Source organism: Rahnella sp. RcJ3, from assembly GCF_009498575.1.
In the GTDB taxonomy this organism is placed as follows: Bacteria; Pseudomonadota; Gammaproteobacteria; order Enterobacterales; family Enterobacteriaceae; genus Rahnella; species Rahnella aceris.
Genome location: NZ_QSNX01000001.1, coordinates 103,192 through 128,470, shown reverse-complemented (window position 1 = coordinate 128,470; position 25,279 = coordinate 103,192). Strand labels below are relative to the sequence as shown.

The window sequence follows — 25,279 nt, the reverse complement described above, 5'->3', positions numbered from 1 at the left end:
TAAAAATTATTTTCAGGGGAATTTAAGCATGTCCGAAAGTTCTGTGAAAAATGTTACCGTCTCAGCAGACGAAAGCTGGTTACAACGCCGCTTCCATCTGCACCAGCGCCAGACCAAGATTAAAACGGAATGTCTGGCTGGCATCACCGGGTTTCTGGCGGCAGCGTATTTACTGGTGGTGATCCCGGGTTTACTGGCCGTCAGTGGTATAGATAAAGGCGCAGCCACCACCGGCGTGATCCTGGTGTTTGTACTGGGCTCTCTGCTGATGGCTTTTTACGCCAACCTGCCCTTTATGGTCGGGCCTGGCATTGGCGGCTCGGTACTGGTCGGTATTACGCTGGCGGGCGACGGAGTTACCTGGCCCGTCGCGCTGGGGATTGCATGCTGGTCGGGGATTTTATTTTTCGTGATGACAGTGTTTGGCTTACGCGAAGTAGTCACCCGTTCTGTTCCGCAGTCGATCAAGCTTGGGCTGACCGCTTCTATTGGCATTTTTGTCGCCCTGCTCGGCTTCCGCAATGCCGGGCTGGTAATGGCAAATACCAAAACACATGCGCTGGCTCTGGGAGATTTTACTGCGCCGGGTGCGTTAATTGCGCTTCTTGGTCTGCTGGTCGCCGTGGGGTTACAGGCTCGTAAAGTACCGGGTGCCATTTTATGGGCCATTTTGCTGGCGACGGTGGCGGGTATACCGTTTGGCGTAACGCATTTACCTGAGCAATGGATCTCGCTGCCTCACTCGGTTGCTCCGTTATTGGGCAAAGTCGATCTTATCGGTGCTATCAACATCGCCTTTCTGCCATTCCTGTTTATCTTCTTCGCCTCGGAGTTCTTCTCTACGATGGGCACCACACTGGCTGTCGGTGGTGAGGCTGGATTGCTCGATGAACACGGCAATATGAAAAATATCAACCGGCCTTTCATGGTGGATTCCATTGCAGCAGCGCTGGGCCCGATCGTCGGTATTCCTGCAGCTACAGCATTGATCGAATCCTCTGCCGCCGCTGAAGCAGGCGGGAAAACTGGCCTGACGGCACTTACCGCTGCAGTCATGTTTCTGCTGATGCTGTTATTTACTCCGATTGCGCTGATGATCCCGAAAGAGGCGACCGCACCGGCACTGATTCTGATTGGCCTGAACATGTTCAGTAATTTGCGAAAAGTGGACTTAGCGAATTTTACCGACGCGCTGCCGGTACTGATGATGGTAATGATTACGCTGATTTCCAACAGCTTCGGCACCGGTATCGCCGGCGGCCTGCTGTTTTACGTCATCATTAAAGTGGTCGCAGGAAAAGCACGTGAAGTGCCTGTAGGCCTTTATATTCTGGCAATCCCGCTGGTGTATTATTTTGCGACGCTGGTTCATCACTGAAACTTGCGGGTTAACAGAGGGCGCGTGAAAACGTGCCCTTTTTTATGGGCGCAGCCTGGCTTTGAAGATATTTTTAGGAGGAAATCAAAGAGAAGAGATAATTCCGGAGGCCTGAAATGGTGGAGACCCTGCCAGCTACATCCCGGCACACACGACACCTGCCATGGCTGCTTCCTTCCGGACCTGACCAAGTTGACAAGTTAGCGTTGCGGGAGAACCAACAGGGCCCCCATTGACGTTGTCAGCTTCATTTCTCTGCTAAGAGAATCGAAGCGGTGGGCATTATCTGTGATGGCCGAAACAAAAGCAAGTTAACTGCCGACAACCGTTGTTTTCTTAAACAATACGCCTGAATCAGAGCCTACAAAACCTTAATTTTTGCGTCATACTGGCGCAAATCACTGTGGAGGATGTCATGTCGGAACCCGATAACTTTCGCCAGCGCGTATTTCAGATTATCGCCGCCATCCCGGTCGGGCAGGTCACAACTTACGGGAACGTCGCGCAACTGGCCGGTTCACCCCGCGCGGCACGTCAGGTCGGGGGGGTACTCAAGAAATTGCCGGAAGGCAGCACTCTTCCCTGGCACCGGGTGATAAACCGGCACGGTGAAATCTCTTTGCAGGGCGAAGACTTTAAACGTCAGCGTCAGGCACTGCTGGCCGAGGGCATCACGTTTAAGAAAGGCAAAATCGATTTAGAGAAATACGGCTGGAAATGGTGAATGCCTGCCTTCAAAACGCCCATAAAAAAGCACCGCGAGAGCGGTGCTTAGCCATCATAAGTGATGAATTAATAGGTCGTTGGTTGTGCAGGTACCATACTAACCGGTGCAGGCGAAGTGCCCAGTCCTGGATTTGACGGGTTAGTCATTGGTCCCAGGGCACTGGGTTTGGTCGCTACAGGGACGGCGACAACCGGGACAAGTTGCAGATCGGCACGTGTACCCTGACCGTGATTAATCACTTCTTTAATGGAGTCAGTGATGAAGGTCATCTGACCATTGATGGTTACCGCCGCACTCAGCAGAATACGCGCGTTAGGGGCAATTTCCTGCGGGTTATACGGCAGGATGAAGGTAAACGGTGCCTGTTTACCCTGAGTTCTCGCCACCTTTTGCGAAATCACGCGGGATGGCGCATCCGCCACCGAAGCATCAGACAATGTCACCGTCAGGACAGCATCCGGTGGCAAGGCTACACGCTGATTGATAAACACGCTACCCGATACATTCGGGCCGGTGATCGCAGGTCCGGTGTCCGGGCTAGCCGCCGTATTCACAGGAGGTTGCTGCGCTGGTGCCTCATGATGCTGTGCGCACCCGGCAAGAGTCAGAGACAGCGCGGTTCCACCTACTATCTGCCAAAGTTTCATTGATCGTACTCCCTTTTTTATTAGTCGCTTGTCGACAAGCTGTAATAAACGCCGACGATGAATTTAGTGACTTTAACCAGCTTACCTACTAATCATGGCACAAAAGTCTGAGGTTTTCCTGTCAGCGGCCAAACAGATCTTCAGACAAAACGTAAGATCCACTATGATTAACAGGTTAGACCTGTCGGTTAAGGCGTATTTCAGAAAATTCCTGCCTGCATTACCCCGAACAACTTAGGTCGATTTCTCCGGTAACTTTCATGAGGCCACTATGAGTCAGGCATTAAAAAATCTGCTGGATCTGCTTGATCTGGAAAAAATTGAAGAAGGGCTGTTTCGTGGTCAAAGTGAAGACCTGGGTTTACGTCAGGTCTTTGGCGGTCAGGTCGTAGGCCAGGCATTATATGCCGCCAAACAGACCGTCCCGGCAGAACGTGGTATCCATTCTTTCCACAGCTACTTTTTGCGCCCGGGTGACAGCAGCAAGCCGATTATCTATGACGTGGAAATCCTGCGCGATGGCAACAGTTTCAGCGCCCGCCGCGTAAAAGCGGTGCAGCATGGCAAGCCGATTTTCTATATGACGGCGTCGTTCCAAAGCCAGGAAAGTGGTTTTGAGCATCAGAACACCATGCCGGATGTGCCGCCGCCGGAAACACTGGTATCAGAATCAGATATTGCTAAAAATCTGGCGCATCTGATACCGGAAAAATTCCGCGAAAAATTTATTGGTCATAAGCCTATTGAAATGCGTCCGGTGAAGTTTCATAACCCGATGAAAGGGAGTGTCGAAGAGCCTAACCGTGCAGTGTGGTTCAGGGCCAACGGTGAAATGCCAGATGATTTGCGAATTCATCAGTATTTACTGGGCTATGCGTCTGACTTCAATTTCCTGCCTACGGCGCTGCAACCCCATGGCATTGGCTTCCTTGAACCGGGAATGCAGGTCGCGACCATCGACCATTCGATGTGGTTCCACCGCCCGTTCCGCATGGATGACTGGTTGCTGTATGCCGTCGAAAGTACCTCTGCATCCGGTGCGCGTGGTTTTGTGCGTGGACAGTTTTATACCCGCGATGGCGTGCTGGTCGCCTCCACGGTACAGGAAGGGGTTATTCGTCAGCGAAAGCCTGAATAATCATCATTAAAGAGCGCCCTGTAAAAATGGCGCATTAAAAAGGGGCGATAACATTATCGCCCCTTTTGCATATCATCATTATTTTATTATTTTTAACTCATTGAATGAGAGAGTTAGCGCACTACTTTCTCTGAAATCTCATTATTGGTTGTAAGCGTTTTCGCCGTGGCTATTAACATCCAGCCCTTCGCGTTCTTGTTCTTCAGGAACACGCAGACCTACGATCATGTCCGCCACTTTGTAACCGATGAAAGCAACAACACCAGACCAGACCAATGTCACGCACACGCTGAAGAACTGAACCCAAACCTGATGGCCCATGGTCACACCTTCTGCATAACCTACGCCGCCGAGTGAGCTGGAAGTGAATACGCCAGTCAGCAGACAACCTACGATACCGCACACACCATGAACACCGAACACGTCACAGGTGTCATCAACACGCAGCCATTTTTTCAGGGTAACCACACCCCACAGGCCAGTGATACCGCCTACGAGACCGATGATGAGAGCACCACCCACGCCGACCGTACCACATGCAGGTGTGATAGCGACCAGACCTGCGATAGCACCGGAGCTTGCGCCAAGCAGTGAAGGTTTACCACGCACCATCCATTCAACCAGTGTCCAGGACAGGATTGCACCAGCCGTTGCAATCACCGTGTTCAGGAAAGCCAACGCGGCAACAGGGCTTGCTGCACTTGCAGAACCTGCGTTGAAGCCGAACCAACCCACATACAGGATTGATGCACCAGTGAAGACCATTGGCAGGTTGTGTGGTTTGAAAGCTTCTTTACCGAAACCGGCACGTTTACCCAGCAGATAAGCCCCCACCAGACCTGCGATAGCGGCGTTGATGTGAACAACGGTACCACCGGCAAAGTCCAGCGCACCATCAGCAGCCAGGAAACCGCCTGCCCACACCATGTGAGCCATCGGGATGTAAGAGAAAGTCAGCCAGATCACAGTGAAAATCAGAACCGCTGAGAAACGTACACGTTCAGCGATACCGCCCACGATCAGCGCCACAGTGATACAGGCAAATGAGCACTGGAAAGCAACGTGGATCATCTGGGAGAAGGTGCCTGTCACGGAGTCCAGGCCGATGCCTTTCATCATGACGTTACTGAAACCACCGAAGAACGCGTTACCTTCGCTGAAGGCCAGACTGTAGCCGTAGAGGATCCACAACACGCAGACCAGAGCAAAGGTGACAATAACCTGAGTCAGCATGGACAAAACGTTTTTAGAACGCAGTAAGCCACCGTAGAACAACGCCACGCCCGGTACGGTCATGAACAATACCAGCGCGGTACAAATCATCATAAAGGCGTTATCAGCACCGTTTGCCGCTGCTGGCGCTGCTGCCATGGCAAGCGAAGGCAGCAAAGCCACGGCACCAAGCCCCATCATGGATAAAAGTTTTTTCATTATTAACCCACCCCTGTTTCTCAAAACTGTTTTTTCTAATCTGATTTATCTCAAACCGATTGGTATGAGAGATAAAAGCCTGAAATTACAGTGCTGCTTCGTCGGTTTCACCAGTACGAATACGGATAACACGTTGCAATTCAGCAACGAAAATTTTGCCATCACCGATCTTGCCGGTATAGGCCGCTTTGCTGATCACATCGATCACTTCATCAAGCTGATCGTCTGCAATAGCAATGTCGATTTTTACTTTTGGCAGAAAGTTCACGCTGTATTCCGCGCCACGGTAAAGTTCGGCATGACCTTTCTGACGGCCAAAACCTTTAACTTCCGTTACGGTCAGCCCCTGAATTCCAACAGCAGACAGCGCTTCACGCACGTCTTCCAGCTTAAAAGGTTTGATCACCACAGTAACCAGCTTCATTGTGCCACTCCTCGAATTAAGGGCTTGCCGCGAGAGGATTCGCGCCCGATACGGATTGGATAAAGCAAAGGATGTGCCAGAGTTGAAATCGGGCGCAGATTCATGCAATTCCCGCGTAATACGGCATTTTCAGAATAATCGTGACCAGGCGCACAGTTGTCATGCCATATGCAGCACAGCAGCACACGCACCATTTAAGTGCTCACCGCTGCTTTTTAGTGCACCCGAATTGAAAAAGGGTTCTGCCTGCATGAATACAGTGCGGGGAAAAGAAAAACAGGAAATGAAAAACGGAGAAAGAAGAAAGCCGGTGCCGCAGGGATACGGCACCGATGCAAAGATTATGCGTTTTCTGTTGCAGGCATAATCTGTCCGGCAGAAGCCAATTGCTGTCCGGCAAGTTGCAACTGATACATCTGATAATACCGGCCTTTTTCTGCCAGCAGTTGCAAGTGATTACCCTGCTCAACAGCCTGGCCACGGTGCAATACCAAAATATTATCGGCATCCACAATCGTCGAAAGCCGATGTGCGATAACCACAAGCGTAGTCTGCTGCCGGATAGCCCGTAATGCACGCTGAATAGCCTGCTCGGTGCCGGAATCAATATTGGCCGTTGCCTCGTCAAGGATCAGAATTTCCGGTGCCTGCACCAAAACGCGCGCCATCGCCAGTAATTGTTTCTGCCCGACAGAAAGATTATTGCCCTGCTCTCCCAGACGCGTATTCAAACCTTCGGGCATTTCGCGTACCAGCGGTGAGAGCTGCACAATGTCCAGCGCGTGCCACACCTGCGCTTCATCAATATCACGGCCTAACGTGACATTAGCGAACACGGATTCTGCCAGAACCACCGGATCCTGCTGAACCATTGCAATACCTTTGCGCAGGCTGGTGTGCGATAAGTCGCCGAGGTTACGTCCGTCAACCCTGACCTCACCTTTGTTTAACGGGTAATAACCCATCAGCAGATTTGCCAGCGTACTTTTACCACTGCCGGTATGTCCAACCAACGCCACAAAACCGCGCGAAGGCACGTGCAGGGAAATGTTTTCCAGCACCCATTTATCCGGGAGGTAAGCAAAGCTGACGTCTTTGATGTCAATCTCGCCGCTGGTGAGCAACTTTTCGTCTGGCCCGTATTGCTGTTGCGTCCTGTCCATCAAATCAAAGATACGTTCACCGGCAACGACTGCCTGCTGCATAATCGATTGTTGTGAGGTCAGTTCAATCAGAGGCTCGTTGAGCCGTCCGAGATAATTGATGAAGGCGTACAGAACCCCAACGCCCACAGAACCTTCGGCACTGAATCCAAAGAGAATGAGCAGACCGCATAAAATCAACGACGAGAATAAGCTGAGCAAAGGACGCAACAGAAATCCTTCCAGTCGCAGCGTTTGCATGCGGGCCAGGTAGTGCGACTGGCTGGCGCGGGCAAGCCGTTCGCCAAACCTTTTCTGCTGACGGAATTGCTGAATCACATTCATACCGTTGATCACTTCATTGAAGCCATCATTAATATCCGCCAGATAAGCGCGTACTTTGCGCACCACCGGCGTACTGTAAATCTGGTACAGCCCCATCACGACAAATACGGCCGGGAAGATACAAATTGCCACCGATGCCAGTCGCCAGTCGAGGCTGAACATCGCCACCAGCATCGCACCAATCAGGGCGATGCTGCGTAAGACTGTCGATACCACGGTCACATACAGATCACGGATAACTTCCGTGTCATTAGTCACGCGGGAAATCAGCTGACCTACAGGCTGTGTATCAAATGCGCTCAACGGTTGCCGTAATGCCGCATCCATGACTTCGGTGCGCAGGCATTGGACGACCCCCACCGCAGCACGGTTGAACAACAGTGCCTGAAAATAGTGCAGGCTTGCTGCCAGGAATTGCAGGAAGATAAAACTCAGCGCGAGCAAACTGACTTTCCCCCACGGCATTTCACCTTTAGCCACGTAGTGATCGATAAAGAAGCTGATTAATATAGGGCCGGTCACTTCCGCTGCCGCTGCAATCCACAACATCAGAACCGCATAAGACAACGGCTTGCGGTAAGGTTTCCCGTATTTCAACAGGCGCTTTAGCGTTGGCCAAAGCTTCTGAATTTTAATTTTTTTGGGTTCAGCCACGGTGTTCCGGCTCCTTTTCCTGTGACACATCATCCAGCGCAGCTTCTAATTGCTGATAACGGAACATATCGCGGTACCAGCCGGCTTCGGCAGCAAGCTGGTCATGATTGCCACGCTGCGAAATACTCCCCTGGCTGAAGACCAGAATCTCACTGGCTTCGGTCAGTGCAGAGAGACGATGTGCGCTGATGATCACCGTACGGTCACTTCCCCACTGACGCAGATTGTGCAGAATCTGGTGCTCCGTCCGGCCATCAACGGCGGATAAAGCATCATCCAGGATCAGAATTTCGGCTTTGAGGAGCAATGCGCGCGCAATCGAAATACGCTGCTTCTGACCACCCGATAACATGACGCCGCGCTCGCCGACTTCAGTTTCATATCCCTGAGGCAATCGCAGAATGTCATCATGAACGCTGGCGAGACGCGCGGCTTCTTCAATCTCTTCCTGCGTGGCATCAGGCCTTCCGAGCGCAATGTTCTGCGCGACAGTGTCTGAGAACAAGAAAGGCGTCTGACTGACAACTGCCAGCCGGGCACGCCAGTCATCAAGCTGGATTTCTTTAAGGGATAACCCGTGATAGGACACGTCACCGTCAGTGACATCGAACTGGCGCTGAAGGAGTGAAAGCAGCGTACTTTTGCCGGAACCTGTCGGACCGCATAACCCCAGCATTTGCCCTGGTTGCAGGGAAAAAGTAACGGTCGTTAAAGCAGCGTGGCTATTTTCCGGATAATGGAAATCGTTGATGTGAGCCTCAAGCGTCGCGCGGCCTGCCGGTAACGGTGTTGTGCCATCAACAACAGCCGGGGCTTCCTGTAACAGGCTACGGATACGGCTGTAAGCCGCGCTGCCACGTTCGACAATGTTAAACATCCAGGCGAGCGCGAGCATCGGCCAGATCATCAGGCCAAGGTACATCACAAAGCTGGTGAGCTCACCCAGCGTCAGGTGGCCATTGACTACCATCCAGCTACCGCCGCCGATGGCCAGCAGGTTCGCCATGCCGATAGAGACATAGATGGTCGGATCAAAGCGGGCATCAACACGCGCGACACGCATATTTTTTGCACCGGTATCCGCAGCCACATCAGCAAACTGCGATGACTGATGATTCTCCAGGCCAAAAGCTTTGATCATACGGATACTGGTCAGGCTTTCCTGCGCCTGATCGTTAAGCGAGGAAAACGCCGCCTGTGCGGTTTTGAAACGGGAATGAAGTTGATCGCCATATCGCTTGATGATGATCGCCATTACCGGCATCGGCACCAGCGACAATAACGTCAGTTCCCAGCTGATCTGGGTTGCCATAACGATAAGTACCGCCAGCCCCATGACCAGCGAATCGACCAGCGTCAGCACGCCCTCTCCCGCAGCGAACACCACCCGGTCGACGTCATTAGTCGCTCGGGCAATCAAATCACCGGTGCGATGGCGCAGATAAAAAGCGGGATGCTGACGGCTCAGCTGACGGAAAAAATCCTGTCGTAGTTCAACAGCAAGCTGATAAGACGCGCCGAACAGCAGCACGCGCCAGACATAACGCAGCAGATACACCACAACAGCCGTGCCGAGCATCAGGCCAAGCCACGCAAAAAGCACGCCGTAAGACATTTGTTTTGACGTAACACCATCGATAATTACGCCCACCAGTTTTGGCGGCAGTAATTGCAGAACGGCGATAATGACCAGTAAGGCGACGGCACCCAAATACCGGCGCCATTCACGCCGGAAGTACCAGCCTAATTGTGCAAACAATCTCACGCAGTGTTTTCCATACAAATAATAATAATTTTATTGAGTTAAACCGGCGACAGAAAGACCAATTTTCTCTTCAGGCCGACAAGGATACCAGAGTTAACAGGGGTTTCTGATGAAACTTTTTACTGCAACTTTTGCATTAAATCGGCAATGCTGTGGTCGATTTTATGCGCTCCATCGCAAAACTTGAGGTCACGTCGTTCAGTCCCGGAATGCCATTCACAAGTCGCTTGTAAAAGTTATCGTAGCTTTTCATATCGGAGACCTGAACTTGCAGCAAATAATCGTACTCGCCCGCCATCCGGTAAAAACCCAGCACCTCTGGAAACGCTTCGACTTGCTGAACAAATCGCTGATACCACTCACTGTTGTGATGCTGGGTCTTAATCAGCACAAATGCTGTCAGGCTAAGTCCCAGTTTCTCAGCGTCAAGTAACGCCACTTTTCCGCAAATAATCCCGTCATCTTCAAGGCGCTTTATTCTTTTCCAGCAGGGGGTGGTGGTGAGGTTGACGGCCTCAGCCAGCTCGTTCAGAGAAAGGGTGCAATCCCGCTGTAGCAGCGATAAAAGCCTGAGGTCAATTTTATCTACCATACCGCACTCCAGGAGAAAGTATTTCTCCAAATAAGATGATCCATGGGTCAAAGAGTAACTTATTTCTCTGGTGATTACGTTATTCTTTATCTCATCAAAACACTTAAATGAGCCTGCAACATGCGCAATTCCTGGGTCACTCACGCCATTAAAGAAATCGACGCCGATTATCAACGTTCAGCCGACACACATTTAATTCGTCTCACGCTGAACGACTTTCCTGGAATTTCGTTGTATCTCAAAGATGAAAGCACGCATCCTTCCGGCAGCCTGAAACATCGTCTGGCACGCTCATTGTTTTTATATGGCCTGTGCAATGGCTGGATCCGCGAAAATACGCCGATTATTGAAGCGTCTTCGGGCAGTACCGCTGTCTCCGAAGCCTATTTCGCGCGTCTGCTGGGCCTGCCCTTTATTGCCGTAATGCCTGCCTGTACAGCCCCGCGCAAAATTCAGCAAATTGAGTTTTATGGTGGTCGCTGCCACTTTGTCGAAAACTCAGGTCAGATTTATGCTGCCTCAGAGCAGCTCGCTAAAGAGCTGAACGGCCATTATATGGATCAGTTCACCTACGCAGAACGGGCCACCGACTGGCGCGGAAACAACAACATTGCAGACAGCATTTTCCGTCAGATGTCCCGCGAACCGTATCCGGTGCCGCGTTATCTGGTGATGAGTGCGGGTACCGGCGGAACGTCCGCAACGCTTGGCCGCTACATCCGCTATCAGGGGCACGATACCGAACTGGTCGTGGTGGATCCGGAAAACTCTGTCTTTTATGATTACTTTCAGCAACGTGATGCCAGCGTTACCGCTCAATGCAGCAGCCGCATTGAAGGCATTGGCCGCCCGCGCGCCGAACCCTCATTTATCCCCGACGTCATTGACAGCATGATGCAAGTACCTGATGCTGCAAGCATTGCTACCGTTCGCTGGCTTGAACAGGTACTGGGGAGAAAAGTCGGCGGCTCGACGGGAACCAATATGTGGGGTGCATTGCAACTGGCAAAACAAATGCGCGAGAAAGGTGAAACCGGCTCGATCGTTACCCTGCTTTGCGACAGCGGTGAACGTTATCTGAATACCTACTTTGATGACAACTGGGTAGCGAAGAATATCGGGGATATTTCCGTTTACGCTGCACAACTGGAAGGTCTCAACTGAATATCCTCGAAATCATTCGAACTACAACAAGGCAGCAAATGAATGAATCCCGATGAGCTTACAAGAGTAAGTGATTCGGGTGAAAGAATGCAGCTAACGCAGTTGCAGTTCGAAGGATGAAGGGGGAAAAAAGCCGGGACAGTTAAAGTGAACCCGGCTTGCTGCAATACCTTAATATTCGGGGGAATAGGTGAGGTGTGGAGTGTGCAGCCAGTGTTGCAAAAAGTGAGACACAGCCTGATTACGGCAATGTCCGATGATTTGTAAATGAGAGGCCTGTTCTTTCAGCACCGGCAAAGCGTTGCCCATAATCAGCCCCATCCCGACACTTTCCAGCATTTCCTTGTCGTTCATGGCATCGCCGAATGCCATGCATTCAGACATATCGATACCCAGACCTGCAGTGAGAAGCGCCAGAGCACTGCCTTTATTACTGCCTGCGGGCTGCACATCCAGACAATCGGCCGCTGAAAAACACAGGTCAAGACGCGGGCCGAAATGCGCTTCCAGTTGGGGTACCAGCGCCAGCAAGGTTTCATGCGGTGCGCAGAAACACACTTTGCTGTTACCAGAATCAGGCAATAAACGCAGATCCTGTAACTGATAGCGGAAGCCGCTGAACTGATGCGGGATCAGCAAATCCGGATCGTCCAGAGACGTAAACCAGCCATCATCACGGAATACATGCTGGCTGGCAGGTGTATCCCATTGCGTGTGCAAAAGCTCGTGTGCACAATCTTCGGACAAGTCACTGGCATGCAACCGGTGCCCGGACAAGTCATGAATTCGCGTGCCGTTTCCGGTGATCAGAAAACCGTCCAGTCCGATGTTCGCCAGAATATCTTTCATTTCGAGATAATGACGGCCGGTGGCAAACGTCAGTTTTACCGGCTTTTCAGCCAGCTGACGCAATGTTGCCAGTGTTTTTTCGCCCAGCGTGTGATCGGGTAAAAGCAGAGTGCCATCCATATCAAATGCAGCTAAACGGAACATATTTTCTCTCAGAAAAGGAATGATTTTCACCCTCAAAGTATGGACTGCGATTTGCGGAACTAATAGTGAACAGTTTGTGAATACTGTTCCGGTTTTAGCTCACACTCTGGCTCTTCGCTGCAAGCCAGCGCGCCATACGCACGATATGATGAACAGGATAATTCACAGCAAAAATAAGGTTCCGTATTTACCGTGCGCCTGCAAAACCGGCTTAATCAATTTCAGCGTTTATACCTGAAGACCGGACAAGTTCCGGTTCAGTTTACCGTGGCCGAACTGGCTGAGATTTTCTGTTGCAGTGAACGTCATACCCGAACGTTGCTGAAACACTTTCAGGATGCGGGCTGGATTGACTGGCAATCCCAAGCAGGTCGCGGGAAGCGTGCGTCACTTTGCTGCCTGAAAACCCCCGAAGAATTGCGGGGAGCCTGTTTGCAGGAGTTGCTGAAAAATGGCGAACATTCGGCCGCGTTGCAGCTAAGCCAGCTGGATCCGAGCCATCTCAATGCACTGCTGGCGCCGCATTTGGGCGGGCAATGGCAGGAAGATGCGCCCACGCTGCGTATACCCTATTATCGCCCTCTCCAGCCTTTAGATCCGCTGACGTTGACCGGCCGTGCCGAGCAACATCTTGCCCATACTATTCATGCAGGACTGACGCGTTTTATTCCGGGAAATTCAGCCCCCCGGCCCGATCTGGCCCATCACTGGCAAATCAGTAATAACGGCAAAACCTGGCAATTTTTCCTGCGTAGTCAGTTGTTCTGGCATAACGGAGAACCACTGAAGACCGCGCAATTAATGGCGCGCTTTGAACAACTGCAAAACTCACCGCGCAGTAAACATAATCTGGCTTGCGTGAGCAAATTGTCTCAGCCGCACGCACTTTGTCTGCAGTTTGATCTCGATAAACCCGATTACTGGCTGGCGCACCGGTTTGCCGACCTTAACTGCCTGTTATCCCATCCCGATAATCCACATATCGGCGCGGGTCCTTTTCGTCTGACTACCTTTTCACCTGAACTGATCAGGCTTGAACAACATACGTTGTACGCCTTACAGCATCCTTATCTGGCGGCTATTGAATTTTGGATCACACCGCAACTCTTTGCACAAAAAAGCAATGTCAGTTGCCAGCATCCGGTCAGGATCATTTTGGGTGAACAGGATGAATTATCGCGCGTGAAACCGGTCAGACGCAGCACCAGCCTGGGATTTTGCTACATCGCCGCCAATCTGAAACGTGGCGTATTGAATGAGGCTCAGGCGCGTAAAATCGTCCGTCTGATCCAGCGCAGCGGCATGCTGGATAATTTGCCTATCGATCATGATCTGGTGAAAGCCAGCAAAGAAATGCTGCCTGGCTGGCCAATACCTTTGCATGACGATGCTGATGTTCCATTGCCTGAAAAGCTGACATTGCTGTTTCACCCGCCGGTTGAATTTGAGCTGGTGGCGCAGGCACTAAAGGAAAAGCTGGCGGAAGAAGATTGTGCACTGGAGGTTAAATATCATGCCGGGCGACTTTGGGAAGATGATGCGCTGCTGGGCTGGGCCGATCTGCTTCTCGGTGATCGTTTGATTGGCGAATCTCCCGATGCCTCCCTGGAGAACTGGTTACAGCAAGATCCGCTCTGGCCGGGGATCCTGCGCGAAAAAGATTATGTTTGCCAGCAACAGCGCCTGGCCGCTATTCAGCAAATCCCGCTGGAGAACCATCGCTCGGACGAACTGCGCGATCATTTATTTCAGTGGATGCAGTCGGCCATCGTCACACCGTTGTTTAACTATCAGTATCAGGTCAGCGCACCACCGCGCATCAGCGGTGTGCAACTCACCGCATGGGGCTGGTTCGATTTCTGTCAGGCATGGGTTCCGCCGCCGCTGCCAACGGAAAGTGCCTGAAGGAGCTGTTTCACTACACTCCGGGGGTAAAGGAAAGTAACATTAGGACACTTTTACTGCCCGATGCGCAGTAAATTTCAGATAATGGTTTCAAACAACAGGTAATCAGAATGAAAAGAGCAGTGGTAGTTTTTAGCGGCGGACAAGATTCAACAACCTGTCTGATTCAGGCTCTGAAGCAATATGACGAAGTCCACTGCGTTACTTTCGATTATGGTCAGCGTCATCGTGCAGAAATCGAGATTGCACAAAAACTGTCTGTGGAACTGGGCGCACGTGCCCATAAAGTGCTGGATGTCGGATTGTTAAACGAACTGGCTGTCAGCAGCCTGACCCGCGATAACATTCCGGTGCCTAATTTTGGTGATGAAAACAACGGGGGCTTGCCGAGTACGTTCGTTCCCGGTCGTAATATTCTGTTCCTGACGCTGGCGGCCATTTATGCCTATCAGATCCAGGCAGAAGCCGTCATCACCGGCGTGTGTGAAACTGACTTCTCCGGTTATCCGGATTGCCGTGATGAATTCGTCAAGGCGCTGAACACGGCTGTGTCGCTGGGTCTGGCGCGCGATGTGCGTTTCGAAACGCCGCTGATGTGGCTCAATAAAGCCGAAACCTGGGCGCTGGCCGATTATTACCAGCAGTTGGATCTGGTTCGCCATAAAACGCTGACCTGCTACAACGGCATTGCTGGTGATGGTTGTGGTGAATGTGCAGCCTGTCATTTACGCGCTAATGGTTTGCAGCAATACCAGCAGGATAAAGCGGGCGTGATGACCAGCCTGAAGAAGAAAACCGGACTGCGTTAATTTTTCAGTTTTAATGTTTTGCCGGTAACGGGCGGCTTTCAACCGCCCGTTGGCGTATTCTTTTGACGGGAAAGTGATCTTGCGTAAGGGGAAACGATTAATCGTTTTCCAGTTCCAGTTCACGTAACCGCTCGAGCAATTCCCCTTCCAGCGGCAGCGCTTTTTGCGTACGCAAATCGATACACACGAACGTCAGCGTCGCATCCGCAACCACATCACCTTCACACGTGACAACCTGCTCGAGAACACCACTGCGCCCGTTCAGCTGTTGCAAACTGCTGTCAATGCGCAATACATCCCCCAATACCGCAGGCTTGCGGTAATTGATGTTGATATTCACCACGATGAAGGCAATCTTGTTCTGGCTCATCCACTGGAAACCTGACTGATTGTCGAGCCATTCCCAGCGCGCTGTTTCAAGAAATTCCAGATAACGCGCGTTGTTTACGTGCTGATAAACGTCAATGTGGAAACCGCGAACTTTAATGAACGTATGCATAATCGTTAAGAAACTCCTGATAGTCGTCTGAGGCTTACAACCAAACTGGTCAGATGTCTCTAGAGATTAGCAGAAGAAAACGGCGGCAACCGTTAAGGGATCACCGCCGCGACATCCGTCACAATTTCAGACGGTCCTTGTTACGTTCAAACAATGCAGCACCAATTCCCGGAACTTCACGCAATTGTTCGATATCCGTAAATTGCCCAAGATCTTCGCGGTAACTGACGATGGCTTGCGCTTTTTTCATCCCTACCCCGTTCATCACATTGGCAAATTCTTCCGCAGTCGCCGTGTTGATGCTTACGGTACTTTCATCGGTCACTGCCACTTGTTCCTTTTTCACTTGCGGGCCAGTGACTTTGCTGGCTGCCGTCGCTGGCGCAGTCGTCGTGGTCGCCACGCTGCTGGCCGCATTGGGCGCGGCCTGCAACATGACCGGTAGTGTGGAAAGTCCCAGAGCGAGAGCTAACGAAAGTGAGGTGATGCCTAATTTTTTCATGCTGTATCCTCCATGTGTTTGACAGCACGGAGAGAATGCATCAGGCAGAGAAAGCGGACAATGGGCAACATTCAAATGTGGAAAAGGCCGCGGAAGCGGCCTTTTGTTTGTTGCAACGCGTTGCAAAACTTTGCGGCGTTTACTGGTTTTGTGCAGCAGAACCGTATTTGATTTTCGCTTCCTGACGCAGGTTGGTCAGCAGCGAATCAAAGGCCACATTCGAGGACGTCTGTTGCATTTCCTGATTGAAACGTGCTGTATCAGCGGCAGGAATGGTACCCGGCGTCACCGCATTCAGTTTGACCAGTACACTGTTGCCTTTATCGTCCTGAGTCAGCCCATAAACCGGTTGGTCTTTCTGAGGATGAGGCAGTGCGTAAACGTTTTCTTCGAATGCAGAAGGCTGCTGGCTACGCTGTACTTTCTGGACGGCACCAAATGTCAGGCCGGCAGCTTTGATGGCGTCATCGCCTTTGCCTTCTTTCAACGCGGTCAGCAGTTTCTCACCTTCCATACGCGCCTGATCCTGTGCTTTCTGCCGTTTCACCAGCGTCGTCACCTGATCTTTCACGTCAGCGAAAGGTTTAACCCCTTCAGCTTTGTGCGCATCCACGCGAACTACAAAGGCGCGGTCACCATCAACGGTAATAATGTCTGAGTTACTGCCAGAAGAACCGTCCTGACCAATCAGGCCGCCGTCGAAAATCGCCTGTACGACAGGTTTGAAATTGATACCTGCCGGGATTTGATTCTGAGTGAACCAATCTGTGTGAACCGCTTTCGTACCGGCAACATCTTCAGCAGAAGCCAGAGATTCGTTGTCATTGGTTGCCGCTTCGCTGACTTTCTGTTGCAGCGCGTAGTAGGCATCCAATGATTTCTCTTGTTTGAGCTTGTCGGCAATCGTGTTGCGAACGTCAGCTAACGGTTTGACCTGCTCAGGCGTCACGTCATCAAGGCGCAAAATGAAGAAACCGCTGTCCGATTTAATCACACCAGACACCTGACCTTTGGTGGTCAGATTGGCATTTTTAAATTCTGGTAACGTCGTTTCAGGCTCCATCCAGCCGAGGTCACCACCTTGTCTGGCACTCAGCGCATCGGTCGATTTGGTCTTAGCCAGTTCCGCGAAATCGGTGCCTTTTTTCAGCTCGGCAGCCACTGCGTCAGCATCGGCCTGAGATTTCAGAACAATGACACTGTAGCGACGGCGTTCAGGCTGACCAAATTCGCTTTTATGCTGGTCGTAATAGGCGCTGATATCCGCATCCGTCACGTTAGTTTTCCCCTGCATGGCCGCTGCATCCATTTCGATGTAGCTGACTTTCACCTGTTCAGGCGAGAGGAAACTGTTTTTATTCTGGTCGTAGAATGCCTGCAATTCAGCGTCAGTGACCTGCTGTTTAGCTGCCAGCGCATCGGTATCCAATGTGGCAGTCTGCACATCACGACTTTGCAGAATCAACCCACCTAGAGATTTGCTTTCCACTGGCAAAACGAAATCGGACTGACCGTAGGCTTGCTCAAGTTGCTGACTGATTAACTGTTGTTTCATCAACTGCGCAAAGTTATCCGCGGTGTATCCCATACCCTGGATGCTTTGCAGATATTTAGCATTGTCGAAACGGCCATCAGTCTGGAATTGCGGAGTCGCAAAAATCGCGTCTTTGATCTGCTGATCGCTGACGGTAATGCCTAATTTTTTGGAATACTGATCCAGCAACGTGACGTCAATCAGGTTGCTCAGGGATTCCTGGCGTAATTGCTGCATATAACCGTCGCTGCCCGCAAGCGCAGAGAATTGATCTCCAAGCTGCTGTTGCAAGCGGCTACGCTGGTTTTGAACTGCCTGTTCCAGCTGAGCACGTCCTATTTCCTGACCATTCACTTTCGCTGCATAGTCGCCTGAACCGCCGATCAGGTAGTTGCCTACCCCTGTCAAAATAAAGGACAGAATAATCAGGGCCAGAATGATTTTGAGCACGACGTGATTGGCGGCCGCGCGTAAATTGTCCATCATAGTGTGGCAACACTCCGCTGTAATAAAAAAAGCGCACCGTTTTCGATGCGCCTTGTATCTTACCTTACCAGCCCGATGACGTCAGGTTATTGTTTAACAACCAGACCTGAATGAAAAGCATCAGTGATGCGCCTCACACAGTTTCGACGTCAGTCTGCGGGTAATTAACCGTTAACGGCATCTTTCAGCGCTTTACCTGCACGGAAGCCCGGCACTTTAGCGGCTGCAATGCTGATTTCTTTACCGGTCTGTGGGTTACGACCAGTACGTGCTGAACGCTCGCGAACGGAGAAAGTACCAAAACCAACCAGAGCTACTTCATCCCCAGCTTTCAGGGTGTCAGTGACAGATGCAAGAACAGCATCTAAAACACGTCCCGCTGCGGCTTTAGAAATATCAGCACCGGCAGCAATTTTGTCGATCAATTGTGACTTATTCACTCTTATCATCCCCTCTTAAAATTCGTTCATCACGGCGCATTTTCCCTGCAGACGTGACCGCGCTGCTGTTATATCAATCTTGTCAGAGTGATGCAAGCGACTGAAAGCAGCCTGAAACCCTTTGACCGTTCACTAAGTTAACGGCACAAAAAAAAGCTGGCAAGTGAGATTTCACCTGCCAGCCTGAGTTTTATTCAACTGTGTAAGCTGAGGTCACTATTTTGCTGCCACCGGCAATGCACCGTAAGCCGGATTTTGCAGTGCGATGTTGAGAACATCATCAATGCGTTTTACCGGATGGATCTCAAGATCTGCCAGCACGTTCGCCGGAATTTCTTCCAGATCACGTTTGTTGTCGTCCGGGATCAGAACCACTTTGATGCCACCACGATGGGCCGCCAGCAGCTTTTCTTTCAGACCACCGATTGGCAGAACCAGACCACGCAGTGTGATCTCACCGGTCATCGCAACATCCGCACGAACCGGGTTACCCGTCAGACAAGACACCAGCGCGGTACACATGGCAATACCGGCACTCGGGCCATCTTTCGGCGTTGCCCCTTCGGGTACGTGAACGTGAATATCACGTTTTTCGTAGAAGTCAGGGTTGATACCCAGTTTGTCTGCGCGTGAACGGACAACCGTCAGTGCAGCCTGAATGGATTCCTGCATGACTTCACCGAGAGAACCGGTGTAAGTCAGCTTACCTTTGCCCGGTACGCAGGCCGTTTCGATGGTCAGCAATTCACCGCCCACTTCGGTCCACGCCAGACCAGTAACCTGGCCCACCCGGTTTTCGGTATCAGCACGGCCATAATCGACCTTCTGCACGCCGAGGAAATCTTTCAGGTTGTCGCCGTTAATTTCAATGTGCTTGATGTCTTTATCCATCAGCAATTGCTTAACCGCTTTACGGCACAGTTTCGACAACTCACGTTCCAGACTACGTACACCCGCTTCACGGGTATAGAAACGGATGATGCCAGTTATTGCGCTGTCATCCACAGTCAGTTCGTTCTTCTTAAGCGCATTACGTTCAAGCTGTTTCGGCAACAGGTGCTGTTTGGCGATGTTCAGTTTTTCGTCTTCGGTATAACCGGAAAGACGGATCACTTCCATACGGTCCAGCAGCGGAGCCGGGATGTTCATCGAGTTCGAGGTCGCCACAAACATCACATCTGACAGGTCGTAATCGACTTCCAGATAGTGATCGTTGAACGCCACGTTCTGTTCCGGATCCAATACTTCCAGCAAGGCAGAAGCCGGATCGCCACGCATATCCGATGACATCTTGTCGATTTCATCAAGCAGGAACAGCGGGTTTTTAACCCCCACTTTCGCCATTTTCTGGATCAGTTTGCCCGGCATGGAACCGATATAGGTACGACGGTGACCACGGATTTCCGCTTCATCACGTACGCCACCCAACGCCATACGAACATACTGACGGCCAGTCGCGCGTGCGATTGACTGACCCAGTGAGGTTTTACCCACACCCGGAGGCCCGACCAGACACAGGATTGGGCCTTTGATTTTGCTGACGCGACTCTGCACGGCGAGGTATTCCAGAATGCGGTCTTTGACACGCTCCAGACCATAATGGTCAGTATCCAGAACTTCCTGTGCTTTGATCAGGTCTTTTTTCACTTTGCTGCGGGCATTCCATGGCACCTGAAGCATCCAGTCGATATATCCACGGACAACCGTAGCTTCGGCGGACATCGGCGACATCATTTTCAGTTTTTGCAGCTCAGCTTCGGTTTTTTCACGCGCATCTTTCGGCATTTTGGCCGCTTCGATTTTGCGTTTCAGCGCCTCGTGCTCGTCAGGCGTGTCATCCATTTCGCCTAGTTCTTTCTGAATCGCTTTCATTTGCTCATTCAGATAGTACTCGCGCTGACTTTTCTCCATCTGTTTTTTGACACGATTGCGAATGCGTTTCTCAACCTGCAACAGGTCAATTTCCGATTCCATCATCGCCATCAAATATTCCAGACGCTCGGTGATATCAAACATTTCCAGTACAGATTGTTTGTCAGCGAGTTTCAGTGGCATATGTGCCGCGATGGTGTCAGCCAGACGTGCAGCATCTTCAATGCTGTTCAGCGAAGTCAGCACTTCCGGCGGGATCTTTTTGTTCAGCTTGATGTAGCCTTCAAACTGATTAATTGCAGTACGCACCAGAACTTCCTGCTCGCGTTCATCCACGGCCGGAGATTCCAGGTACTCCGCCTGGGCAGCAAAATGCTCGCCACTGTCAGAAAGTGTCGTAATACGCGCGCGTTGTAACCCTTCCACCAGCACTTTTACCGTGCCATCCGGGAGCTTCAGCATTTGTAATATTGAGGCAACCGTACCCACGGAGAAGAGATCATTAACGCCCGGCTCATCTGTTGAGGCTTCTTTCTGCGCCACCAGCATGATTTTTTTGTCGTGATCCATCGCAGCTTCGAGGCATCGAATCGATTTTTCCCTGCCAACAAACAACGGGATCACCATGTGCGGATAAACCACCACATCGCGCAGAGGCAATACGGGGATTTCTATGCGTTCAGAACGCTCAGGGTTCATAGAGCTCTCTCTTAGTTTAGCTTCCGCCAGGTTAAGGAAATCTCGTGAAACACGAGTCAGACGGGTTTCAGCAAGTCGTTAACTGAGTATATGGGGATGAATGTCCGACATTCAACGATAAGAATGTGCGAAAAAAAAATGGGGGACAAAATCCCCCATTTCGTGGCTAACTCTCTGGATAGATTGGCTAATTATTCGCCAGATGCTTGTTGTGCTTCCGGCTTGCCATAAATCATCAGAGGCTCTGACTGACCCGCAATCACGGATTCATCAATAACCACTTTCTCGACATCTTCGAGAGACGGCAGATCATACATGGTATCCAGCAATGCCGCTTCCACAATGGAACGCAGGCCACGCGCACCGGTTTTACGGATCATGGCTTTTTTGGCAATGGCCGTCAGCGCTTCATCCCGGAATTCCAGTTCAACGCCTTCGAGATTAAACAATGCCTGATATTGCTTAGTCAGGGCATTTTTCGGCTCTTTCAGGATTTGAATCAGGGCTTCTTCATTGAGCTCACTCAGAGTCGCCACCACTGGCAGACGACCTATGAACTCTGGGATCAGACCAAATTTAATCAAATCTTCGGGTTCAGCCTGAGCCAGTAACTGACCTTCAGTCGCTTTCTGCTCTTTGCCTTTCACTTCAGCGCCGAAACCGATACCGGTATTCGTATTGATACGCTGTCCAATCACTTTATCCAGGCCGGCAAAAGCACCGCCACAGATAAACAGGATTTTCGAAGTATCAACCTGCAAGAATTCCTGCTGCGGATGCTTACGTCCGCCTTGCGGTGGAACAGCAGCCACGGTGCCTTCAATAAGTTTCAGCAGTGCCTGCTGTACACCTTCACCGGACACATCACGCGTGATCGATGGGTTGTCAGACTTGCGGGAAATCTTGTCAATTTCATCAATGTAAACAATGCCGCGTTGCGCTTTCTGTACGTCGTAGTCACATTTCTGCAGCAGTTTCTGAATGATATTTTCGACGTCCTCACCCACATAACCGGCTTCGGTCAGCGTGGTAGCATCGGCCATGGTAAATGGCACATCCAGGAAACGCGCCAGGGTTTCAGCCAGCAGCGTTTTGCCGCTACCGGTCGGCCCGATCAGCAGGATGTTACTCTTGCCTAATTCGATACCGTTGCTGGTATCGCCATTACGCAGGCGCTTATAGTGGTTGTAGACCGCCACTGCCAGCACTTTTTTTGCAGGTTCCTGGCCGATAACATAATCGTCAAGGTGCTGACGGATTTCATGCGGCGTCGGTAATGCACTGCGTTCACGGTGTGGCGCGACTTCTTTGATCTCTTCGCGAATAATGTCATTACATAAATCGACACATTCATCGCAGATATACACTGACGGCCCGGCAATCAGCTTACGAACTTCATGCTGGCTTTTGCCGCAAAAAGAGCAGTACAGCAGCTTTCCTGAACCGTCTTTGCGCTTATCTGTCATCAGTAAACCTCTTCTCTGGTATCAGTCCCGCAGCGTAACAATAACACCACGACACGACTATATTACACAACAGCCGCATGATTGGCTGATGTCTGTTCATTCCTGTTATGACTCATTGCTTGCAGGACTTCAGTAACTCAAGCCCTGCCTTTGAGACGTCCGTATGAGTATAACTATAGACCATCAGCCCGGCAGAAATAAGCCGTCAGGCGCGATGGGTAAATACGGAGTCTACTAACCCGTACTGTACAGCCTCATCAGCGGACAGGAAACGGTCACGCTCAGTGTCACGCTCTATTTCTTCAAGAGATTTGCCCGTATGTTTCGCCATCAGCTCATTCATACGAGATTTCACTTTCAGAATTTCTTTAGCGTGGATCTCAATATCCGTCGCCTGGCCCTGGAAACCGCCCAGTGGCTGGTGGATCATCACACGGGAATTTGGCAGGCAGAAGCGTTTGCCTTCGGCACCTGCTGTTAACAGGAATGCGCCCATTGAACAGGCTTGTCCCATACAAATCGTGCTGACATCCGGTTTGATGAACTGCATGGTGTCATAAATCGACATACCGGCAGTGATCACGCCGCCCGGTGAGTTGATATACAAATAAATGTCTTTTTCCGGACTTTCTGCTTCCAGGAACAGCATCTGGGCAACAATCAGGTTAGCCATATGGTCTTCAACCTGACCGGTCAGGAAGATGATACGTTCCTTAAGCAGACGGGAGAAAATATCGTATGAACGCTCGCCCCGTGAAGTTTGCTCAACCACCATGGGTACCAACGCCATGTTTGGTGCAAATTGCTCTCTTTCACCACTGTATGACATAACCGTCTCCTAATAGATTCTGTTTGGCGCTATTTAAAATCGATTCTACTTGAGATAGGCACACATGACTATGCTCAAGCGGCCAAGTCGCCATTTACACGCCTGACGGTGTTTATCAGTCAGATTTTAACTACAAATTTACCTGGGTTAGCTCTTATCAATTGGGGGAATTGCCCCCTTTTTCAAGCCTGCAGTGATATTTCTTTTTTGGCGTGCCCCCTGAGCCAGTAAAAAGCCATCCTGAGGGTGTCAGTCAACAGTTTCTACGTGGGCTGTGCTTTATATTGATAAATATAGTGCAAAAACAACAGCCAAAACAAAAATACCTGATTTTCAGGAAATAAAAAGCCCGCAGTAAAAACCGCGGGCTTTGGAAGCAAACCTGTAAACAGGTTCAGCAACGTGCATTACAATTATGCAGGTTGAGTCTGGTTCATCAGTTCAGTAAAGGTAGTGGCTTTTTCAGTCACTTTCGCTTTAGACAACAGAGTTTCGACCGCTTGTTCTTCCAGTGCGACGTTACGCATGTTGTTCATCAGCTCTTTGTTTTTGCTGTAGAACTCAACAACTTCCTGTGGATCTTCGTACGCAGAAGCCATTTCTTCGATCAGTGCTTTAACGCGATCTTCATCAGCTTTCAGTTCGTGCTGGCTGATGACCTCGCCCAGCAACAAACCAACAACGACGCGACGTTTAGCTTGCTCTTCAAACAATTCGCGTGGCAGTTCCAGCGCTTGTTTTTCGTTGCCGCCAAAACGTTGTGCAGCCTGACGACGCAGAACATCCACTTCGCCGTCGATCAGTGCAGATGGCACGTCGATTTCGTTAGCGCTGACCAGACCGTCGATTGCCTGAGTTTTGATGCGGTTACGAACAGCACCTTTCAGCTCGCGTTCCATGTTTTTACGCACTTCAGCACGCAGACCTTCAACAGAACCATCAGCCACGCCGAAACGTTTGATGAATTCAGGGGTCAGTTCTGGCAACTCACGCTCTTCTACTTTCTTCAAAGTAATCGCGAACTTAGCCGCTTTACCTTTCAGGTTTTCAGCATGGTAATCTTCCGGGAAGTTCACGTCGATGGTGAATTCTTCACCGGCTTTGTGACCCACCAGACCGTCTTCGAAGCCTGGGATCATGCGGCCCTGGCCCATAGCCAGTACGAAATCAGAAGCTTTGCCGCCTTCGAATTCTTCACCGTCGATGGAACCGGAGAAATCTACAGTCACGCGGTCTTCAGCAGTGGCCGCAGCATCAGTTTCCTTCCAGTCCGCTTGTTGCTTACGCAGAGTTTCCAGCATGGTATCAACATCAGCGTCGTTAACTTCAACAACCGGTTTTTCAACCTCGATGTTTTCCAGATCTTTCAGCTCAACTTCCGGGTACACTTCAAATTCTACGGAGAAGTTAAAGTCTTCACCCTGCTTGTACTCACCCGGGATGTAGTTAGGTGCGCCAGCTGGATTGATTTTTTCTTTGATGATCGCATCAACGAAATTGCGTTGCATCAGATCACCCAGTACGTCCTGACGTACTGACGCGCCGTAACGCTGTTCAATGATGTGGCTTGGTACTTTGCCTTTACGGAAGCCGTCAATACGTACTTTTTTAGAGACGTTGATCAGTTCACTGCTCACTGCTTTTTCAATGCTTTCAGCAGGAACAGTAATCGTTACGCGGCGCCCAAGGCCTTGAGTGGTTTCAACAGAAACTTGCATCTTGTTACCTCAAAAAAAAATCACAGTGCTCGGTCAACTCCAGAAGTCGTTCTCAAGATGAGCGCAAACTTACCTTGAAAACGACTTCTAAGAACCGGGACAGTTCTGTATCAGAACGTA

22 protein-coding genes and 1 other RNA gene are annotated in these 25,279 nt (G+C 50.8%); 7 read left to right on the top strand and 16 right to left on the bottom strand.

The genetic code is table 11. The features are described 5' to 3' along the window. The first annotated feature begins 28 nt into the window (after window positions 1-28). Window positions 29-1,378, top strand: coding sequence for an NCS2 family permease (locus tag DXU84_RS00595; protein ID WP_131638180.1), 1,350 nt, complete (start codon window positions 29-31; stop codon window positions 1,376-1,378). A 126-nt stretch (window positions 1,379-1,504) separates the two neighbouring features. On the opposite strand, the gene ffs is transcribed toward DXU84_RS00595, so the two are convergent. Continuing rightward, an RNA gene (gene ffs / locus DXU84_RS00590) (signal recognition particle sRNA small type) lies at window positions 1,505-1,601 on the bottom strand. Between the two features lie 192 nt (window positions 1,602-1,793). Between ffs and DXU84_RS00585 the strand changes: the two genes are divergently transcribed. After that, a complete protein-coding gene (locus tag DXU84_RS00585; protein ID WP_037036827.1) occupies window positions 1,794-2,102 on the top strand; it encodes an MGMT family protein in 309 nt (102 codons plus the stop codon). Window positions 2,103-2,170: 68 nt separating this feature from the next. Here the strand turns inward: DXU84_RS00585 and DXU84_RS00580 are convergent, their stop codons facing one another. Continuing rightward, window positions 2,171-2,752 carry a YbaY family lipoprotein gene (locus DXU84_RS00580; protein ID WP_037036825.1) on the bottom strand — a complete coding sequence of 194 codons (582 nt, stop codon included), beginning with the start codon at window positions 2,750-2,752 and terminating at the stop codon, window positions 2,171-2,173. 271 nt (window positions 2,753-3,023) lie between these two features. Between DXU84_RS00580 and tesB the strand changes: the two genes are divergently transcribed. Further along, window positions 3,024-3,890: an acyl-CoA thioesterase II gene (gene tesB / locus DXU84_RS00575; RefSeq protein WP_013576623.1), complete on the top strand. Its 867-nt coding sequence runs from the start codon at window positions 3,024-3,026 to the stop codon at window positions 3,888-3,890. Between the two features lie 141 nt (window positions 3,891-4,031). Here tesB and amtB read toward each other — a convergent pair whose 3' ends face one another. Beyond that, entirely contained in the window at window positions 4,032-5,321 is a 1,290-nt protein-coding gene (amtB, locus tag DXU84_RS00570) for an ammonium transporter AmtB (RefSeq protein ID WP_013576624.1), read from the bottom strand. An 85-nt stretch (window positions 5,322-5,406) separates the two neighbouring features. Next, entirely contained in the window at window positions 5,407-5,745 is a 339-nt protein-coding gene (glnK, locus tag DXU84_RS00565) for a P-II family nitrogen regulator (protein ID WP_009639071.1), read from the bottom strand. Between the two features lie 55 nt (window positions 5,746-5,800). On the opposite strand from glnK, the gene DXU84_RS25050 reads away from it, so the two are divergent. Continuing rightward, window positions 5,801-6,112 carry a hypothetical protein gene (locus DXU84_RS25050; protein WP_126124264.1) on the top strand — a complete coding sequence of 104 codons (312 nt, stop codon included), beginning with the start codon at window positions 5,801-5,803 and terminating at the stop codon, window positions 6,110-6,112. Here DXU84_RS25050 and DXU84_RS00560 read toward each other — a convergent pair. The 3 genes from DXU84_RS00560 to DXU84_RS00550 all read right to left on the bottom strand — a co-directional run bounded on the left by DXU84_RS00560 (window position 6,087) and on the right by DXU84_RS00550 (window position 10,243). After that, window positions 6,087-7,919, bottom strand: coding sequence for a SmdB family multidrug efflux ABC transporter permease/ATP-binding protein (locus DXU84_RS00560; protein ID WP_370461702.1), 1,833 nt, complete (start codon window positions 7,917-7,919; stop codon window positions 6,087-6,089). The two genes, DXU84_RS25050 and DXU84_RS00560, sit on opposite strands and share 26 nt — an antisense overlap. Beyond that, window positions 7,879-9,651 carry a SmdA family multidrug ABC transporter permease/ATP-binding protein gene (locus DXU84_RS00555; protein ID WP_013576628.1) on the bottom strand — a complete coding sequence of 591 codons (1,773 nt, stop codon included), beginning with the start codon at window positions 9,649-9,651 and terminating at the stop codon, window positions 7,879-7,881. The genes DXU84_RS00560 and DXU84_RS00555 overlap by 41 nt, the downstream gene beginning before the upstream one ends. A gap of 136 nt (window positions 9,652-9,787) precedes the next feature. Continuing rightward, the gene (locus tag DXU84_RS00550) at window positions 9,788-10,243 is read right to left on the bottom strand and encodes an Lrp/AsnC family transcriptional regulator (RefSeq protein WP_013576629.1); all 456 of its coding nucleotides are present in this window, start codon (window positions 10,241-10,243) and stop codon (window positions 9,788-9,790) included. Between the two features lie 120 nt (window positions 10,244-10,363). Here DXU84_RS00550 and DXU84_RS00545 point away from each other — a divergent pair, with 120 nt between their 5' ends. Beyond that, a complete protein-coding gene (locus DXU84_RS00545) occupies window positions 10,364-11,407 on the top strand; it encodes a PLP-dependent cysteine synthase family protein (RefSeq protein WP_013576630.1) in 1,044 nt (347 codons plus the stop codon). A gap of 171 nt (window positions 11,408-11,578) precedes the next feature. Here DXU84_RS00545 and cof read toward each other — a convergent pair whose 3' ends face one another. Next, a complete protein-coding gene (gene cof, locus DXU84_RS00540; RefSeq protein ID WP_013576631.1) occupies window positions 11,579-12,400 on the bottom strand; it encodes an HMP-PP phosphatase in 822 nt (273 codons plus the stop codon). Between the two features lie 192 nt (window positions 12,401-12,592). Here cof and DXU84_RS00535 point away from each other — a divergent pair, with 192 nt between their 5' ends. Both DXU84_RS00535 and queC read left to right on the top strand, forming a co-directional pair. After that, window positions 12,593-14,305 (top strand): SgrR family transcriptional regulator, encoded by a 1,713-nt coding sequence (locus DXU84_RS00535; protein ID WP_013576632.1) that lies wholly within the window; start codon window positions 12,593-12,595, stop codon window positions 14,303-14,305. Window positions 14,306-14,415: 110 nt separating this feature from the next. Continuing rightward, window positions 14,416-15,114 carry a 7-cyano-7-deazaguanine synthase QueC gene (gene queC / locus DXU84_RS00530; protein ID WP_112151714.1) on the top strand — a complete coding sequence of 233 codons (699 nt, stop codon included), beginning with the start codon at window positions 14,416-14,418 and terminating at the stop codon, window positions 15,112-15,114. Window positions 15,115-15,211: 97 nt separating this feature from the next. Here the strand turns inward: queC and DXU84_RS00525 are convergent, their stop codons facing one another. The 8 genes from DXU84_RS00525 to tig form a co-directional block, all read right to left on the bottom strand. Further along, window positions 15,212-15,613: a YbgC/FadM family acyl-CoA thioesterase gene (locus tag DXU84_RS00525; protein WP_013576634.1), complete on the bottom strand. Its 402-nt coding sequence runs from the start codon at window positions 15,611-15,613 to the stop codon at window positions 15,212-15,214. A 118-nt stretch (window positions 15,614-15,731) separates the two neighbouring features. Beyond that, window positions 15,732-16,115 (bottom strand): helix-hairpin-helix domain-containing protein, encoded by a 384-nt coding sequence (locus DXU84_RS00520; protein WP_112151716.1) that lies wholly within the window; start codon window positions 16,113-16,115, stop codon window positions 15,732-15,734. A gap of 139 nt (window positions 16,116-16,254) precedes the next feature. Further along, window positions 16,255-18,135 carry a peptidylprolyl isomerase gene (ppiD, locus tag DXU84_RS00515; protein WP_153374577.1) on the bottom strand — a complete coding sequence of 627 codons (1,881 nt, stop codon included), beginning with the start codon at window positions 18,133-18,135 and terminating at the stop codon, window positions 16,255-16,257. Window positions 18,136-18,299: 164 nt separating this feature from the next. Further along, window positions 18,300-18,575, bottom strand: a complete 276-nt coding sequence (gene hupB / locus DXU84_RS00510; RefSeq protein ID WP_013576637.1) for a nucleoid-associated protein HU-beta — start codon at window positions 18,573-18,575, stop codon at window positions 18,300-18,302. 216 nt (window positions 18,576-18,791) lie between these two features. Beyond that, on the bottom strand, window positions 18,792-21,146 hold the full coding sequence (gene lon / locus DXU84_RS00505; RefSeq protein ID WP_013576638.1) for an endopeptidase La: 2,355 nt from the start codon (window positions 21,144-21,146) through the stop codon (window positions 18,792-18,794). A gap of 191 nt (window positions 21,147-21,337) precedes the next feature. After that, a complete protein-coding gene (gene clpX, locus DXU84_RS00500) occupies window positions 21,338-22,612 on the bottom strand; it encodes an ATP-dependent protease ATP-binding subunit ClpX (RefSeq protein ID WP_013576639.1) in 1,275 nt (424 codons plus the stop codon). Between the two features lie 205 nt (window positions 22,613-22,817). Then, complete coding sequence (gene clpP, locus DXU84_RS00495; RefSeq protein WP_013576640.1) at window positions 22,818-23,441, bottom strand: ATP-dependent Clp endopeptidase proteolytic subunit ClpP; 624 nt, start codon at window positions 23,439-23,441, stop codon at window positions 22,818-22,820. Between the two features lie 413 nt (window positions 23,442-23,854). After that, complete coding sequence (tig, locus tag DXU84_RS00490) at window positions 23,855-25,159, bottom strand: trigger factor (RefSeq protein WP_013576641.1); 1,305 nt, start codon at window positions 25,157-25,159, stop codon at window positions 23,855-23,857. Between the last annotated feature and the right edge of the window lie 120 nt (window positions 25,160-25,279).

Coding starts and splice junctions, on each gene's coding strand:
- DXU84_RS00545 (WP_013576630.1), top strand. CDS start 10,364: ATGCGCAATTCCTGGGTCACTCACGCCATTAAAGAAATCGACGCCGAT.
- DXU84_RS00550 (WP_013576629.1), bottom strand. CDS start 10,243: ATGGTAGATAAAATTGACCTCAGGCTTTTATCGCTGCTACAGCGGGAT.
- tig (WP_013576641.1), bottom strand. CDS start 25,159: ATGCAAGTTTCTGTTGAAACCACTCAAGGCCTTGGGCGCCGCGTAACG.
- DXU84_RS00525 (WP_013576634.1), bottom strand. CDS start 15,613: ATGCATACGTTCATTAAAGTTCGCGGTTTCCACATTGACGTTTATCAG.
- amtB (WP_013576624.1), bottom strand. CDS start 5,321: ATGAAAAAACTTTTATCCATGATGGGGCTTGGTGCCGTGGCTTTGCTG.
- queC (WP_112151714.1), top strand. CDS start 14,416: ATGAAAAGAGCAGTGGTAGTTTTTAGCGGCGGACAAGATTCAACAACC.
- glnK (WP_009639071.1), bottom strand. CDS start 5,745: ATGAAGCTGGTTACTGTGGTGATCAAACCTTTTAAGCTGGAAGACGTG.
- DXU84_RS00585 (WP_037036827.1), top strand. CDS start 1,794: ATGTCGGAACCCGATAACTTTCGCCAGCGCGTATTTCAGATTATCGCC.
- cof (WP_013576631.1), bottom strand. CDS start 12,400: ATGTTCCGTTTAGCTGCATTTGATATGGATGGCACTCTGCTTTTACCC.
- DXU84_RS00580 (WP_037036825.1), bottom strand. CDS start 2,752: ATGAAACTTTGGCAGATAGTAGGTGGAACCGCGCTGTCTCTGACTCTT.
- DXU84_RS00520 (WP_112151716.1), bottom strand. CDS start 16,115: ATGAAAAAATTAGGCATCACCTCACTTTCGTTAGCTCTCGCTCTGGGA.
- DXU84_RS00560 (WP_370461702.1), bottom strand. CDS start 7,919: ATGATGTGTCACAGGAAAAGGAGCCGGAACACCGTGGCTGAACCCAAA.
- DXU84_RS00595 (WP_131638180.1), top strand. CDS start 29: ATGTCCGAAAGTTCTGTGAAAAATGTTACCGTCTCAGCAGACGAAAGC.
- tesB (WP_013576623.1), top strand. CDS start 3,024: ATGAGTCAGGCATTAAAAAATCTGCTGGATCTGCTTGATCTGGAAAAA.
- ppiD (WP_153374577.1), bottom strand. CDS start 18,135: ATGATGGACAATTTACGCGCGGCCGCCAATCACGTCGTGCTCAAAATC.
- lon (WP_013576638.1), bottom strand. CDS start 21,146: ATGAACCCTGAGCGTTCTGAACGCATAGAAATCCCCGTATTGCCTCTG.
- clpX (WP_013576639.1), bottom strand. CDS start 22,612: ATGACAGATAAGCGCAAAGACGGTTCAGGAAAGCTGCTGTACTGCTCT.
- clpP (WP_013576640.1), bottom strand. CDS start 23,441: ATGTCATACAGTGGTGAAAGAGAGCAATTTGCACCAAACATGGCGTTG.